Source organism: Geomesophilobacter sediminis, assembly GCF_016458275.1.
GTDB classification, from domain to species: Bacteria; Desulfobacterota; Desulfuromonadia; order Geobacterales; family Geobacteraceae; genus Geomesophilobacter; species Geomesophilobacter sediminis.
Genome location: NZ_JAEMHM010000002.1, coordinates 287,339 through 301,764 on the forward strand (window position 1 = coordinate 287,339; position 14,426 = coordinate 301,764).

Here is a 14,426-nt window from a genome sequence, read left to right on the forward strand (position 1 = left end):
GAGGTAAAACTATGCGATCAAGATTTCTCTGGTGCCTCCTCTTGCTGCTGCTGGCGCTTCCCCACGCCGGTTTCGGCTCCGAATATGTTATTGGGGAAGGTGACACCCTCGACGTCGCCGTTTGGGGGGTGAAGGATCTCAGCTTCACCGTCAAGGTTCGTCCGGATGGCAAGATCACCGTCCCCGGCTTGGGAGAGGTTTCTGCCAGCGGCGTCACCCCGAACGCGCTGCAGAGCACCCTCGCCGTGAAGCTCAAAGAACTGGTCAAAAATCCGATGGTTACCGTCACGGTTAAGGAGATCACCAACAGCAAGGTGTACGTGTTCGGCTCCGGGGTGAAATCTACCGTCTATGACCTTTCCCGGCGTACGTCGCTTTTGCAGTTGTTGTGCGTCATCTCCGAGGTGAAGGGGGCCGACTTGAAGAAGGCCTACCTGTTGCGGGAGGGGAAGAAGCTCAACGTCGACTTCCACAAGCTCTTCATCGGCGGGGAAATCGATCAGGACCTCCAGTTACAGACCAACGACGCCCTTTTCCTCCCCCTGCTCCTGGACCGAAGCGTCTACGTCATGGGGGCGGTCAACACGCCCAAAGCGATCGAGTACCGCGAGGGGATGAAGGTCATGGAGGCGATTTTGGAAGCGGGCGGGTTCACCAAGTTCGCCGACGAGGATGACGTGGTAGTCCGGCGCAAGACGGCAGGCGAACCGATATCGCTGCCGGTGAAGGCAAAGCGGCTGTTCAAGAAGGGGGATCTCTCCCAGAACATCGAGCTCAAGGCTGGGGATTACATAATGGTCAAGGAGAGTTTCTTCTAGCGGTGGTGGCCGGGATCCGCGGTTTCCGGTGGCGATCGGGCACGGCTTCGGCCGATGCCGGTCGATTATGAGGTGTCCATGCAGCAGTCCGTAAATACCGATCTGAAGAAGTACCTGCAGTTGGTGGTGAGACGCAAGGAACTGTTCGTCGTGGTGGCGCTTTTGTTGACGACGGCCGTATTCGTCACGAGCTACCTGCTGCCGAAGAAATACGAATCGACGAGCACCGTCTTCATCGAGAAGAACGTGATCAGCGAGCTGGTGAAGGGGATCACCGTCACCCCTTCCATGGAGGACACCATCAACGTCCTCACCTACGCCATCACCAGCCGGACCCTCCTTACCAAGGTGGTGGACTCCTTGGACATGAACCTCGCGAAGAACGATACCGAGCACGAGGAACTGATCAAGACGCTGCAGATGAACACCAAGGTCAAGGTGAAGGACAAGAATCTCTTCACCATCTCCTTCACCGACAAGAACCCCCGCGTCGCCCGGGACTTCGTCAATACCCTGGTTCGCCTCTACATCGAGGAGAACATGTCGTCCAAGCGCGGGGAGTCCTACGACGCCACGAAGTTCCTTACCGAGCAGATCGACACCTTCAACAAGAAGCTCGAGAAGGCTGAGAGCGAGGTCAACGCCTATAAGCGGGAGAAGGGGGGGGTGATCTCGATCGACGAAGGGAAGCTCTTTCAGGAGATCAACACCGCCCAGCAGAAGCTCTACGACCTCGAACTCAGACGCCGGCAACTGGAAGGTATGCGGGGGGCGACCCGCCGGGCCAACGACCCGCTCCAGGTAAAGCTCGCCCAGCTCCAGAAGCACCTGGAGGAGCTCAGGGTTTCCTATACCGACAGTTACCCGGATGTAGTGAACGTCAAAAACGACATCGAGACCGTCAAGGAGCAGCTCAAACAGCGCCGCGGGGCCGAGGTGCAGGCGCTCGATCCGCAGGAGGTGGCGAAGATCGAGTCTGAGATCGGGGCCATCAAGGTGACCGAGGAGGGGCTGCACCGCTACATCGCGACCAACAAAAAGCTCCTCGAAACCATCCCGACCGCCAAGGCCGGTCTGGAAAAGTTGGAGCTGGAGCAGAAGAACCAGAAGAACATCTACGACCAGCTCTTCACCCGACAGAGCCAGTCCGAGGTCTCCAAACAGATGGAGGTGCAGGACAAATCGACGACCTTCCGGGTCGTCGACCCGGCGGTGCTGCCGATCAAGCCGGCAAGCCCGAACCGGCTCCGGCTGATGGCCCTCGGGATCGTCGGTGGCTTAGCCGGTGCCTTTGCGCTTCTCGTGCTCCTGGATCAGGCCGACCCCTCGATCAAGGGGGTCGAATCCGCCAAGGGGTTTGGAGTGCCGGTATTGGCCGTCATCCCGATGCTGCTCGATCCGAAGCTCGTTGCCATCCAGCAGAAGAGGTCGCGCCGGATCTTCGCGGGGGCGGCGGTCTACTTTCTGCTCCTGCTCGTCTTCCCCGCCCTGGAGCTGCTGGGGCTTCCCTACGTGGACCGGATGGTGGAAAGTATTTCCCCTTCCGCCATCGTGCAGGACGTTAAGGGGCACCTGCACCGCTAAGGCGGCGGGTGCTTCTTTCAGGAGTAATCGATGAGCAGAATCGAAAAGGCAATGGAGAAGGCTGCCCGCCTCAGGGAGCAGGATGTCGATGCGGTTCCGGCCGTCCCACCGCCCGCTGAGCGTGAAGCGCCGGCGGCGCCGCCGGTCTTCACCCCCCCCGAGCGGACCCTCACCCCGTCCCATCCTTTCCTGGTAAACCTTCTCGACCCGCGCTCCCCCGCGGCCGAAGAGTACCGCAAACTGAAGGGAACCCTGGTGAAGCTGACCAAGGGGGAGAAGTTCCGCAACACTCTCATGGTTACCAGCGCGGTCCCCAACGAGGGGAAGAGCCTTACCGCGCTCAACCTCGCCATCAGCCTGGCCCAGGAACTCGACTACACCGTGTTGCTGATCGACGGCGATCTGCGCCGCCCCTCCCTGCACCGGTACCTCGACGTTGAAGAGGGGCCCGGGCTGGGCGACGTGCTGCTCGGCGAGGCGGACATCCCGGAGACCCTGGTTGCCACCGGCATCGGCAAATTGTCGATCATGCGGGCCGGGCGCCCGGTGGAGAACCCGGCCGAGCTCTTCTCGTCCCAAAAGATGCGGGGACTGGTAGAGGAGATGAAAAACCGGTACCCGGATCGGTTCATCATCTTCGACACGCCGCCTCTGCTCCCGTTCGCCGAGACCCGTTCCCTGGCAAACCTCGTGGACGGGGTCCTCTTCGTCGTGATGGAGCGGCTCGCCTCCCAGGCGAACATCCGGGAGGGGATCGAGTCGCTCAAGGGTTGCCCCCTCCTGGGGATCGTCTACAACGCTGCCACGTTGGGCGAGAGTGACCATACCTACTATTACTACCGTGAATCGGGGCCGGAAAAGGCCAAGGCACGGCAGTAACGTCCGCGCCCGGATGCGCGCGGGCGGTGTAAGGGGTTTTGATGTACGAATCGTTTTTTCATCTGCGCAAAAAGCCTTTCGAGCTGGTGCCGGACCCGGAGTTCATCTTCCTCTCCCGGTCGCACCGCAAGGCGATCACCTATCTCGACTACGGGATCCAGGAACGCGCCGGGTTTATCCTCCTTACCGGCGATGTCGGCTCCGGGAAGACCACCCTGATCCGGGACCTGTTGAACAAAAAGTACGAGCGGATGGTGGTGGCCAAGATCTTCAACACCAGGGTCAGTTCGGACCAGCTCATCGCTTTGATCAACGAGGACTTCGGCCTGGACGTCGCGGGGAAGGACCGGATCTGTCTCATGCGGGAGTTGAACGACTTCCTTTTGGAGCAGTATGCCTTGGGGACCCGCCCTACGCTGATCATCGACGAGGCGCAGAATCTCTCTGCCGAGGTCCTGGAGGAGGTGCGGATGCTCTCCAATCTCGAGAGTGCCCAGAGCAAGCTGCTACAGATCGTCCTCGTCGGGCAGCCTGAACTGCGGGAAACCTTGGCCGCCCCGGAACTTTTGCAACTGCGCCAGAGGATCAGCATTAACTGCCACCTGAAGGCGCTCACCGCCGAGGAGGTTCGGGAGTACATCGTGCACCGGATGGAGGTGGCGGGAAACCGGGAAGCGCTGTCGTTTTCCCAGGGAACCCTCGAGGTCATCTACCGCTACAGTCGGGGCATCCCGCGCCTGGTGAACATCATCTGCGATTTCCTGATGCTGTCGGCCTTCGCGGAGGAGGTCCAGACCGTGTCTGACGAAATGGTGCATGAGGTGATCGGGGACCTCGACTTCGAGAACCACTTTTGGGGAACCACCTCCGCTGAACCGCTGGCAGGGCCGGGGGGGGGCGTCGCCGGGGAGTCCGACGGTGTCGCTGAGATTCGCCAAAGCGTGGCCCGAATCGAGGAGGAGTTCCACGCCCACGTGACCCGGAGCGAAAGCCAGGTGGCTGAGCTCAAGCGGAGCATGGTCTCGGTTGGGGCGGCCCTTGAGCGGCTCTCGCTTGCCATTGACGAGGGGCGTTCCGGCGGGGCGCCGAGTTTTCTGCGCCGCTTTACCGGCGCCGGTTCCGCCGGGAAATGAACGCTTTCAAGAGACAGCAATGGTGGCGACTGGCGGCGTTGCTGACCGCGCTTGGCTCCGTTGTTTTTCGGGCTTTCCCACTCTTTGCTGCCGATTTCGAGTGGCATCCCAAGGTGACCGCCAGCGAAGAGTACAACGACAACCTGTTTGAGGACTCGGTTAACAGGCGCACCGATTTTATCACCCGGATCCAGCCCGGGGCGGCTTTCCGTTTCCGCAACCCCTACCTTGCCAGTGAGGGCGGCTATACCTTCGACTACCGCAACTATGCCCGGGGCAGCCGCTCCGACGAGTACAATCACGCCGTGACACTGACCGGCCAGGTCGTTGGAGCGGAGAATTTCTTTTACGTTGATTTCAGCGAGAACCTCACCCGGGTCTCGCTTGACGTCACCCGGGACCGGACCCTCGAGAGCTCCTTCGCCAGCCAAACTGACCAGAACGCGGCGATCGTCTCCCCCTATTTCATCTGGAAGGTCGGGACCGGTGGGTCACTGAAGACCGGCTATCGCTACCTGGACACCCGCTACTGGTCCGCTGATGCCGTGGACCGGGTGTCACAGATCGCCTTCGCCGACTACAACCACCAGCTGACGCAGCGCCTCTCCCTGATCGCAGGTTACAGCTACAACCACGTCCGCTCCACCCAAGGAAGTTACGATCGGCACGATGTCTCCGCGGGGGGGAAGTACCAGCTTGGGGAGGGCTCATTTCTTTTCGGCTCCGCTGGGAACAGCTGGTTCGCCTTCCCGGGGAAAAACCTGTCGGAACCGTTCTGGAACGCCGGACTCACCTGGGGCCTTCCCCACGTCGTCACCACCTTGGAGACCAGGGTGCAGTACACCGATGACCCGCTCATCTTGGCTACCGAGCAGAAGAGCTACAGCGGCAAACTGGACTTTCCGTTGGACCGGGGGGCTTTGGGGGTCATGAGCACCTACACCGAGTACGTGCTGAGTGCAACCGGGACCCTGGACCGGCGCCAGCTCTCGGTCGGGGCGAACGCGCGCTACGATTTCACCTCCAAGTTCAACGCCTCGCTGAATGTCCTGGGGGATCGGCTGAGCCGCAAGACGCCGGAAGACTACCCCTACCACCTCGACGCCACGGCCCTCGTCTCCTACATCTGCAACCGAGACGTCACCCTTGCCCTGACCTACAGCTGGATCACCTACCGCTACGAGCTGAAAAGCGATAGTGGGGCCAAGGATATCAATCGCGTCGTGGCGGAAATCCGGAAGGTCTTCTAACCTCCGGCTGGGGAAGGAAAGGACATCGCATGGCAGCAATTTTCTGGCTGAGCTTGTTCCTGGTGGTCTATACGTATCTCGGCTATCCGCTGTGCCTGGCGCTTTTAGCGCGGTTCCGGTCCCATCCGGTGGCCAAGGGAGCCTACCAGCCGACGGTGTCGGTAGTATTTGCCGCCTGCAACGAGGAAGGCAACATCGTCCGTCGTCTCGAGAACCTGCTCGCCCAGGAGTACCCCAAGGAGAAGCTCGAGGTCATCGTGGTCTCCGATGGCTCCAAGGACCGGACCGCTGAGCTGGCCCGCGGCTTTGCCGGAAGAGGGGTGACGGTCGTCGAGTTGACCGAACGCTCCGGCAAGGCGGTCGCCCTGAATGCGGGGGTGGCCCGGGCTCGTGGGGAAGTGCTCCTGTTCTGCGACGCCCGGCAGAGCTTCGATCCCGAGGTGGTCCGGGAGCTCGGAGCCAACTTTGCCGATCCCCGGGTCGGCTGCGTCAGCGGGGAGCTCCTGCTGCTCAAAAAGGGGAGCTCCGGCATCCAGGTCGAGATGGGGGCCTACTGGAGCTACGAGAAGTGGATCCGGAAACGGGAAAGCGACACCGGTTCGGTAATCGGGGCGACCGGGGCCATCTTTGCGGTCCGCAGATCTCTGTTCCGGGACCTCCCCCACGGGACTCTCCTCGATGACGTCTTCACCCCGATGTCGGTAGTGCTCCAGGGGTACCGGGTGGTATTCGAGCCTGCGGCACGGGCGCGCGACCAGGTTTCGCAGGAAATTTCTCAGGAGTGGGTTCGCAAGGTGCGGACCCTGGCCGGGAACTGGCAGTTGATCGGCTTCATCCCGGGGCTGCTGAGCCCCGGCGAGAATCCCTGCTTCTGGAGGTTCCTCTCCCACAAGGTGCTCCGGCTGGTCGTTCCCGTCGCGCTTATTCTCCTGCTGGCGAGCGGGGCGCACCTCCCCGGCTTCTTTTATCAGGTTGCCACCTGGCTGCAGCTTGGTTTCTATCTCCTGGCCGCGCTCGGGGGGGCCTGGCCCGCCACGAGAAGCAATCGTATCGTGAACCTCTGCTACTTCTTCCTGGTGATGAACCTGGTGGCGGTGGCCGGATTTTGGCGCTGGGCCCGGGGGCAGTCCGCCTCGGTCTGGAAACCGGCCTATGTCAAGCCGGGGGAGTAATACACGGCGGCTCTGCCGCGGGTACAAGGTGGATATGTGATCAAGGGTCGCAACATACTGGTTTTCTCCGATGAGTGGGGGCGGCACCCCTTCAGTTGCCAGCACATCATGAAGTATTTCGTTCCCCACAACAACGTGACCTGGGTCACTCCGACGGGGATGCGCAATCCCACGCTGAGCTGGTACGACCTCAAACGAGCGGTTGAGAAACTCCGGGTGATGCTCGCCCCGGCTGGCCGAGCCGGAGAGGGCGACCCCGGCCGTCCCCGGTCGATCTCTCCTCTCACCATCCCCTACAGCCAGTTCGGCCTGATCCGGGCGCTCAACCGAAGGCTCGTACTGCGCGCCCTCCGCAAGCGAACCGCCAAAGGGGACCTCGATGACCCCATCGTCGTCTCCACCCTCCCGATTACCGCCGGCTACCTGAAGTCGTTCCGGGACCAGGCTGCCGTCTACTATTGCGTGGACGACTTCGTCAACTGGCCCGGCATCGACGGTGAACTCATGCGGCGCCTGGAAGATCAGATGATCGACGATGCCGATGTCTTCATCGTGACCTCGGACGAGCTTGCCCGCATCAAGAGCCGCGCGGGGAAGCGGGCCATCGTGATTCCCCACGGGGTGGATGTGGAACATTTCGCCGAGGCGACGAGCAACGGAGCCCTCCAGGGGATCCGCCCGCCGATCATCGGTTTCTTCGGGGCGATCAGCCCCTGGCTGGACCTGGACCTTTTGCACCGGATGGCAAAGGCGCGTCCGGAGTGGTCGCTCGTCTTCATTGGCCCCTGCGACACCGACGTCTCCCGCTTCGACGGGATGGACAACGTACACTTTTTGGGAAAGGTTCCCTACCAGGAGCTCCCTCGCTACGCGGTCCAGTTCCAGGTGGGGATCATCCCTTTCCTGGTGAACGACCTCACCGTGAGCGTGAACCCCTTGAAACTCCTGGAGTACCTCGCCTGTGGCCTCCCGGTCGTCTCCACCGATCTCCCCGAGGTTCGGAAATTCGCCGATAAGGTACGGATCGCCCACGGGGCGGAGGCCTTCATTGCCCAGGTCGAAGCGGCGCTCGCCGAGGGGACCGAGACGGGTCCGGCACGGCGCGCCGTCGCCCGCGGCTACTCCTGGGAGGCGATCGCCGAGACCTTCAGCGCCGCCATCGAGGGGGCTTTCGGGGGGGACCGGTGAGGAGACGGGTCCTGATCGCCATCGATACCCTGCAGATCGGTGGGCCGGGGAAGGGACTGCTCCAGTTTTTGCGCTGTGGGGGGATGGAGCTTTGCGACCCGGTGCTCTTGGGCTTTCCCCGAGTCGGCATCGCGCGGTGGCCCTTCGGGGAGGCGGTGCGGCAGAGCGCGGTGAAGTTCGAGGCGATCACCCAGAGAGGTCCTTTCGACCTCAGCACCATCCCCAAGGCGCACGCGGTGATCAAGAAGCACCGGATCGAGATCCTGCAGTCGCACGGGTACAAGGCGCACCTGGTCTTCTTCTTTTTGAAGCGGCTCACCGGCCTCCCCTGGGTCGCCTACGTTCACGGCGACACCGCCGAGAACTGGAAAATCAAGCTGTACAACCGGCTGGAGAAGGCCCTGCTGCGCTTCGCCGACCGGGTCGTGGTGGTCTCGGACCAGCTGAAGAGCAAGCTCGACCCGAAGCTCGTCGACAGCAACCGCGTCCGCACCATTAAAAATGCGATCGAACCGCCTCCCCCCCGGTCCCCCTCGACCGATATTCGCTCCGCCTGGGGCCTCGGCACCGACGACCTTGCCGTGGCGGTGGTCGGCCGTTTCAGCCCCGAAAAGGGGCAGCTGGTGTTCATCGAAGCGTTGGCCCTGGTGAGGGAGCGGCTGAAAAACGTCAAGGGGCTGCTGATCGGCGACGGCCAGGACAAAGAGCTTCTTCAGGCGCGGGCCCGGGAGCTCGGGGTGGAGGATGCGCTGGTCTTCACCGGCTTTCAGTCCGACGTTGCCCCCTACTATGATGCCGCTGACCTCGTCGTCCTCCCTTCCTTCAGCGAGGGGATGCCGAACGTGGCGCTCGAGGCGATGATGTTTGGCAAGCCGGTCGTCGCTTCCCGGGTGGGTGGTGTTCCCGAGGTGGTTGTCGACGGCGTCACCGGCCGGCTGGTCCCGGCGCGGGACCCGCGCCGGCTTGCCGAGGCGATCCTTGCCGTGCTCGCCGACCCCAGGCTCTGCGCCGAGTACGGGCAGGCCGGGAAAAAGCGGGTTCTCGAGGAATTCGACCCCTACCGGCGCGCCGAGCAGATGACCGCGGTGTACGCCCAGTTATGAGGAAAGCCGCACGGACCCGTGCTCATTATTGTGAGGATGCTGATGTCGTTTACTGACCTCGCCACCAAGATCAGGCGGCGCGAAACACCTTTTTACGATTTCCTCTATCGCTGCGGAAAGAGGGTCAATTCGCTAAATATGCCGGCGTTCAAGCCGTTGTACCGGTTTCTCTATGCTGAAAGGGCGACGCGTCGGTCCCTTTGGCACTGGTGCAAGCAGTTTTTCTACTACACCCCCATGTTCAAGTCCCGCTGCGTCCAAGTGGGGAAGAACCTCCGCCTGATGCTTGGGATTCCCGCGATCCAGGGCAACCTCCGGTTCATCATCGGTGACAACGTGACCATCCACGGGGTTGCCACCTTCAGCGGCGCAAAGGTCTTCGACGAGCCGAAGCTGATTGTCGGGGACAACACCCACCTTGGCTACCAACTGTCGATCTCCGTGGGACGCGACGTCACCATCGGGAAGAACGTCCTGATCGCGAACCGGGTCACCATCCTGAGCTACGACGGGCACCCCTCCGATCCTGCCAAACGTCATCTTCCGGCGCCTCCCGAAAGCAGTCGGCCGATCACCATCGGGGACAACGTCTGGATCGGCGCCAATAGCGTCATCCTCAAAGGGGTGATCATCGGCGACGGCTCGATCGTCGCGACCGGGAGCGTGGTGACTTCGAAGGTGCCGCCCAACAGCATCGCGGTAGGAAATCCGGCACGGGTTTTCCCGCTGATGTTAGACCACAGCGCCTGATGCACGGGCCCCAACAAAATGCACCGGCCACCATCACTGGAGAAGTTGCTATGAAGCAAGAAGATGCGATAGGCGTCGTTGGGCTCGGTCGCATGGGATGGCCGCTTTGCGAAAACCTCCGGGACCACGGTCATCGGGTGGTCGGGTATGACCTGGACGCGGCGAACCGCAACCGGCTGGCAACGGGCGGGATGGAGGCCGTGGGCTCCCTGGACGACCTCTGCGCGCGGCTCGCATCCCCGCGGCACATCATCTTGATGGTCCCTGCCGGTGCGCCGGTGGACGCGGTCCTGGCCGAGTTGCTCCCCCTGCTGGCCGCCGGCGACGTGGTGATTGATGCGGGGAACTCCCACTACGGGGACTCGCTGCGTCGGGGAGCCTCCCTTTCGGAAAAAGGGGTCGGCTTCCTGGACGTCGGCATGAGCGGGGGGATGAGCGGTGCCCGCCACGGCGCCTGCCTGACCATAGGTGGGGAACGGCGGCTCTTCGAGCAGGCGGAGCACCTCTTCCGGGACATCGCCTGCGAGAAGGGGTACCTGTACGTCGGCCCTTCCGGGTGGGGGCATTTGGTGAAGACGATCCACAACGGGATCGAGTACGGTTTTCTGCAGGCCATCGCCGAGGGGCTGGCCACGATCCAGGCCGTCGCCGACGAGAAGGGGGACGCCATCGACTTGGTCCGCCTGTGCGAGGTTTGGGGACACGGCAGCATCATTACCTCGCGGCTTCTGAACGACACCGTGGAGGCGCTCAAGCTGCTGCGGGAGGTCGAGGTGCCTGGGAAGGTCGGCGGAGGGGAGACCGGACGCTGGGCCCAGGAGATAGCCAAGGCCCACCAGACCCCCGTCCCGGTCCTGACCGCCTCGCTCGACCAACGCCTTCGCTCGCAGGAGGTGCCGGACTTCTCAGGCAAGATCATTGCGGCGATCCGCAATGTGTTCGGAGGCCATAGTTTCGGTTCATGACCCCACTCACGTTTGACCAAAAAGATCTGGTCCTCGCGGTTGATATCGGGACCAGTGGTTGCCGGGCTGCCCTGTTCAACGATCAGGGGGAGGTGTTGCGCTCGGTTGAGGCGTTCTACAGCTACTCCTGCGCGGGGGGGAGCGGGTTCGCCGAGCAGGACCCGGAGGAGATCCTGGGGGCCTTCATCGACGTCGTGGAGCGGGCCGGAGCCGGTTGCGACGACGCCATCGCCACGGTCGTCGTCGACTCGGTGCTCCATAGCCTCGTGCTCGTAGGAGACGACGGCGTTCCTCTCACCCCGCTCTCGATTTGGGCGGACACGCGCGCGACCGACCAGTGCGCCTCCTTGCGCCTGCAGTTCCAACGGCAGCAGTGGCACCGCAAAACCGGCTGTCCGCTGGCGCCCACGTACCCGCTGGCCCGGCTCCTGTGGTACCGGGACCGGCAGCCCGATCTGTTTGGCCGCTTCGCCAAGGCGCTCTCCGTCAAGTCCTTCATCTTCCACCGGTTATTCGGCCTTTGCGTGGAAGACTACGCTCTCGCCTCGGCCTCGGGGCTTTTCAACCTCAAGACTCATTCCTGGGACGGTGACATCCTCGCCGCGCTGGGGATGCCGATCGAAAGGCTTCCCGAACCGGTCCCCGTCGAATACCGGCTGCCGGTGCCCGCCGTCGGCCCGCGGACCGCCGCCCGGCTCCCTTGGGGTGCGGCTTGGGTAGTCGGCGGGGGGGATGGTCCGATGGCCCACTTGGGGAGTGCCGGCTATCGCAGCAGCATCGCGAGCCTTACCCTTGGCACGAGTTGCGCCGTCCGGCTCCCTGCGTCGGTCGACTCCGCAGGGAACGATCCCGCGGTCTGGACCTACCTTCTGGACCGGGATCGGTTCATTTCCGGGATCGCCTCCAACAACGGCGGGAACGTGGTCGACTGGTATCTGAGCCTGTTTCGCCTGACGGCGGACTGGCCTACGCTTGACGTGCTGCTGAGGGAGTGCCCCTTCGACGGGTCACTCCTTTTTTTCCCCTACCTTTTCGCTGAGCGTCACCTGGAGGACGGTGCCTCCCCCCCCTCCGGATTCCTCGGCGTTGGCCCCGGGCACCCCGCGATCCAGCTGATGCGGGCCGTCGTGGAAGGTGTGGTGTTCCATGCGGTTCACCTGGTCGACCGGCTTGCCGGCGGGCGGCCGCTGGAAGGGGTGGCCCTTTCCGGGAGCCTCACCGATCTTACGTTGGTACGGGAGATCGTCGCTGAACTCATGGGGGTCCCCGTGCTGGCCGCACCGGACCGGCTGGCGCCGCTGCGGGGGTCGGTCGTATCTCTGGGAACCAGGGGGGCGCTCCCTTCACTTCCCATGACGCGTCCGCGGGGAGGGTACGGGCAGAAGTATGCCGACTGGCTCGATCACCTCGGCGCACGGCGCGGGAAGCCCCGCCGGGAGGGTCTGCGTGCTTAACGTCGTCTTCATCATTTACGATCTGGAACGCGGCGGCCCGGAGATGAGGCTTTTGAGCTTCGCCCGCCACCTTCCCCGGGACATCCGAATGCATGTCCTGGTTACCAGCAGCCAGGTTTCCATGCTGGAGGAGTTTCGGCAGTGCGGGGTGCCGGTCACCGTCATTCACATCGACAGACCATGGCTGGAGCCGGGGAAGCTTCGGCAGGTAGCCGACTACTGTAAAGCCGTGTCGGCTGACGTCATCAACATCTTCGACCTGAAAGGGCTGATCATTGCGGGGTATCTGAAACTGCACGGTGTGAAGACCCCGACCGTGTACAACCACGTGAACTCCCTGCAGATGCTCGGTGCATTCAAGCACGCAGCGGTCAAGGCGCTCTTCCGGTTCACCGACTATTTCATCTGCAATTCGGACTACTCGAAGAAACAGATCGACTCCTACATCGACCCGGGAAGAATCCATGTTGTCTACAACGGCGTAGACGTTCAGAAGTTCTCCTTGGACCTCGCGGTGAAAAATCGCGTGCGAGAGGAGTTGGGGGTGCCCGGCCCTTGCACCCTGCTGGGGATCGTTGCCAACCTCAGGAGAGAGAAAAACCCCGATTTTCTGATCGATTCGTTCCACCGGCTGTCCCGACGACACGACGCTGTGAAGCTCCTTTGCGTCGGTGGGGGGGCGCTTCTCGACCATGCCAAGGAGAAGGTGAGAAGCCTCGGCATGGAGGAGCGGGTCCTCTTCACCGGCTACACGAAGGACGTTGCGACCTACCTGCAGGCGATCGACATCATGGTGCTCACCTCGATCTCGGAGGGCTTTCCCACGGTAATCCTCGAGGCGATGAGCATGGGGATACCGGTCATCTCCTCGAACGTCGGTGGGTGCCCCGAGATCGTCCGATCCGGCGTCAACGGGATCCTGTTCGACGTCAACAACGCCGACGGCTTCGTCGAGGCCGTCGAGTCGGTGCTGAACGATCGGGATCGGTACCGCTCCCTTTCCGCCGAAGCGATTGGTACGGTCAGGAGCTCGTTCACGATCGAAACCATGATTGCCGGGTATACCCGGTGCTACCGAGAGTTCGCCAACGTCGCCGGATCTCGCTCACAAATGCTGGATCTTAGAGGTACCGACTTATCTGATGAGTAATCAACATACGCTGAATGTGCTGTTTACGATTGACACGGAATTATGGCCGCATTCGCCGTCCTGGCGGGAGGATCGGCTGTGCGACGATTACGCACGTGACATCCAGGGGACGACGGCAAGTGGCGATTTCGGCATCGGCTATCAACTCGACACCTTCCGGGAACACGGTCTCAAGGCGGTTTTCTTCGTGGAGAGCCTTTTTGCCAGCGTGACCGGGATCGAGCACCTGCAGCAAACCTGCCGCCAGATCATCGAAGCGGGGCAGGAAGTGCAGTTGCACCTGCACCCGGAATGGGTGGAGCATGGTTCCGCCCCGGAGATCGCCGGTAAGGGAAAGTTCCTGTGGCAGTTTCCCCGTGAGGAGCAGGAGGTGCTGCTGCGTGTCGCGCTGGAAAACCTCGGGCGCTGCGGGGTCACCTCGCCGAACGCCTTCCGTGCCGGCAACTACGGCGCTGACAACGATACGATCCGCGCCCTCCACGACTTGGGCATCGTCTTTGACAGCAGTTACAACTACCCCTTTCTGGGGACGCAGTGCGGCATCGAGACGGAAAAATGGCTGCTCCAGCCGGAGGACCTTTTCGGGGTGCGCGAGGTGCCGATATCGTTTTTCTCGGACTACCCCGGACACTACCGGCACATGCAGCTTTGCGCCTGCTCGGCCGCAGAGATGGAAGGGCTTTTAATGGAGGCGTGGCGTCGCGGATGCCACTGCATTGTCATCGTCTCCCACAGCTTCGAATTGATCCGGCGCAACCGCAGGCCCGCGGTCCCCAATCCGCTGGTGATCGACCGCTTCCAAAAGCTCTGCCGGTTCCTGACTGCCCATGGCGACAAGTTCCGTACCGTGCACTTCTCGGAACTGCCGGAAAGGCTCCCCACCGACCTGGGAGCGGGAATCGCCGAACCTCTCAAGTCCACCCTCGGCTCCACCGCCGTCCGGCTGTTGCAGCAGTCGCTTAACCGGTTGAAATAGGGAT

The 14,426-nt window shown here is 62.5% G+C and carries 13 protein-coding genes; all 13 read left to right on the top strand.

Going from position 1 to position 14,426, the window contains the following annotated elements:
* The first annotated feature begins 11 nt into the window (after positions 1-11).
* The 13 genes from JFN93_RS02995 (at position 12) to JFN93_RS03055 (ending at position 14,422) form a co-directional block, all read left to right on the top strand.
* On the top strand, positions 12-818 hold the full coding sequence (locus JFN93_RS02995) for a polysaccharide biosynthesis/export family protein (protein ID WP_199382505.1): 807 nt from the start codon (positions 12-14) through the stop codon (positions 816-818).
* A gap of 78 nt (positions 819-896) precedes the next feature.
* Positions 897-2,402: an XrtA system polysaccharide chain length determinant gene (locus JFN93_RS03000; RefSeq protein ID WP_199382506.1), complete on the top strand. Its 1,506-nt coding sequence runs from the start codon at positions 897-899 to the stop codon at positions 2,400-2,402.
* A gap of 30 nt (positions 2,403-2,432) precedes the next feature.
* On the top strand, positions 2,433-3,281 hold the full coding sequence (locus tag JFN93_RS03005; protein WP_199382507.1) for an XrtA-associated tyrosine autokinase: 849 nt from the start codon (positions 2,433-2,435) through the stop codon (positions 3,279-3,281).
* A gap of 41 nt (positions 3,282-3,322) precedes the next feature.
* A complete protein-coding gene (locus tag JFN93_RS03010; protein ID WP_199382508.1) occupies positions 3,323-4,414 on the top strand; it encodes an XrtA/PEP-CTERM system-associated ATPase in 1,092 nt (363 codons plus the stop codon).
* Positions 4,411-5,664 (top strand): TIGR03016 family PEP-CTERM system-associated outer membrane protein, encoded by a 1,254-nt coding sequence (locus JFN93_RS03015; protein WP_199382509.1) that lies wholly within the window; start codon positions 4,411-4,413, stop codon positions 5,662-5,664. The genes JFN93_RS03010 and JFN93_RS03015 overlap by 4 nt, the downstream gene beginning before the upstream one ends.
* Before the next feature lie 29 nt (positions 5,665-5,693).
* Positions 5,694-6,836 (top strand): glycosyltransferase family 2 protein, encoded by a 1,143-nt coding sequence (locus JFN93_RS03020; protein ID WP_199382510.1) that lies wholly within the window; start codon positions 5,694-5,696, stop codon positions 6,834-6,836.
* A gap of 36 nt (positions 6,837-6,872) precedes the next feature.
* Positions 6,873-8,024 (top strand): glycosyltransferase, encoded by a 1,152-nt coding sequence (locus tag JFN93_RS25890; protein ID WP_199382511.1) that lies wholly within the window; start codon positions 6,873-6,875, stop codon positions 8,022-8,024.
* On the top strand, positions 8,021-9,127 hold the full coding sequence (locus tag JFN93_RS03030) for a glycosyltransferase (RefSeq protein WP_199382512.1): 1,107 nt from the start codon (positions 8,021-8,023) through the stop codon (positions 9,125-9,127). The genes JFN93_RS25890 and JFN93_RS03030 overlap by 4 nt, the downstream gene beginning before the upstream one ends.
* A 42-nt stretch (positions 9,128-9,169) precedes the next feature.
* Positions 9,170-9,877, top strand: coding sequence for an acyltransferase (locus JFN93_RS03035; protein ID WP_199382513.1), 708 nt, complete (start codon positions 9,170-9,172; stop codon positions 9,875-9,877).
* A gap of 50 nt (positions 9,878-9,927) precedes the next feature.
* The gene (gene gnd, locus JFN93_RS03040) at positions 9,928-10,842 is read left to right on the top strand and encodes a phosphogluconate dehydrogenase (NAD(+)-dependent, decarboxylating) (RefSeq protein WP_199382514.1); all 915 of its coding nucleotides are present in this window, start codon (positions 9,928-9,930) and stop codon (positions 10,840-10,842) included.
* Positions 10,839-12,296 (top strand): gluconokinase, encoded by a 1,458-nt coding sequence (locus JFN93_RS03045; protein WP_199382515.1) that lies wholly within the window; start codon positions 10,839-10,841, stop codon positions 12,294-12,296. The genes gnd and JFN93_RS03045 overlap by 4 nt, the downstream gene beginning before the upstream one ends.
* Entirely contained in the window at positions 12,229-13,446 is a 1,218-nt protein-coding gene (locus JFN93_RS03050; protein ID WP_199382516.1) for a glycosyltransferase, read from the top strand. The genes JFN93_RS03045 and JFN93_RS03050 overlap by 68 nt, the downstream gene beginning before the upstream one ends.
* The gene (locus tag JFN93_RS03055) at positions 13,439-14,422 is read left to right on the top strand and encodes a polysaccharide deacetylase family protein (protein ID WP_199382517.1); all 984 of its coding nucleotides are present in this window, start codon (positions 13,439-13,441) and stop codon (positions 14,420-14,422) included. Before JFN93_RS03050 ends, JFN93_RS03055 begins: the two co-directional genes overlap by 8 nt.
* Positions 14,423-14,426: the final 4 nt, after the last annotated feature.

What these genes read in the sequence shown, in the direction of transcription:
- JFN93_RS02995 (WP_199382505.1), top strand. Translation starts at nt 12, where the DNA reads ATGCGATCAAGATTTCTCTGGTGCCTCCTCTTGCTGCTGCTGGCGCTT.
- JFN93_RS03000 (WP_199382506.1), top strand. Translation starts at nt 897, where the DNA reads ATGCAGCAGTCCGTAAATACCGATCTGAAGAAGTACCTGCAGTTGGTG.
- JFN93_RS03005 (WP_199382507.1), top strand. Translation starts at nt 2,433, where the DNA reads ATGAGCAGAATCGAAAAGGCAATGGAGAAGGCTGCCCGCCTCAGGGAG.
- JFN93_RS03010 (WP_199382508.1), top strand. Translation starts at nt 3,323, where the DNA reads ATGTACGAATCGTTTTTTCATCTGCGCAAAAAGCCTTTCGAGCTGGTG.
- JFN93_RS03015 (WP_199382509.1), top strand. Translation starts at nt 4,411, where the DNA reads ATGAACGCTTTCAAGAGACAGCAATGGTGGCGACTGGCGGCGTTGCTG.
- JFN93_RS03020 (WP_199382510.1), top strand. Translation starts at nt 5,694, where the DNA reads ATGGCAGCAATTTTCTGGCTGAGCTTGTTCCTGGTGGTCTATACGTAT.
- JFN93_RS03035 (WP_199382513.1), top strand. Translation starts at nt 9,170, where the DNA reads ATGTCGTTTACTGACCTCGCCACCAAGATCAGGCGGCGCGAAACACCT.
- gnd (WP_199382514.1), top strand. Translation starts at nt 9,928, where the DNA reads ATGAAGCAAGAAGATGCGATAGGCGTCGTTGGGCTCGGTCGCATGGGA.
- JFN93_RS03045 (WP_199382515.1), top strand. Translation starts at nt 10,839, where the DNA reads ATGACCCCACTCACGTTTGACCAAAAAGATCTGGTCCTCGCGGTTGAT.
- JFN93_RS03050 (WP_199382516.1), top strand. Translation starts at nt 12,229, where the DNA reads ATGCCGACTGGCTCGATCACCTCGGCGCACGGCGCGGGAAGCCCCGCC.
- JFN93_RS03055 (WP_199382517.1), top strand. Translation starts at nt 13,439, where the DNA reads ATGAGTAATCAACATACGCTGAATGTGCTGTTTACGATTGACACGGAA.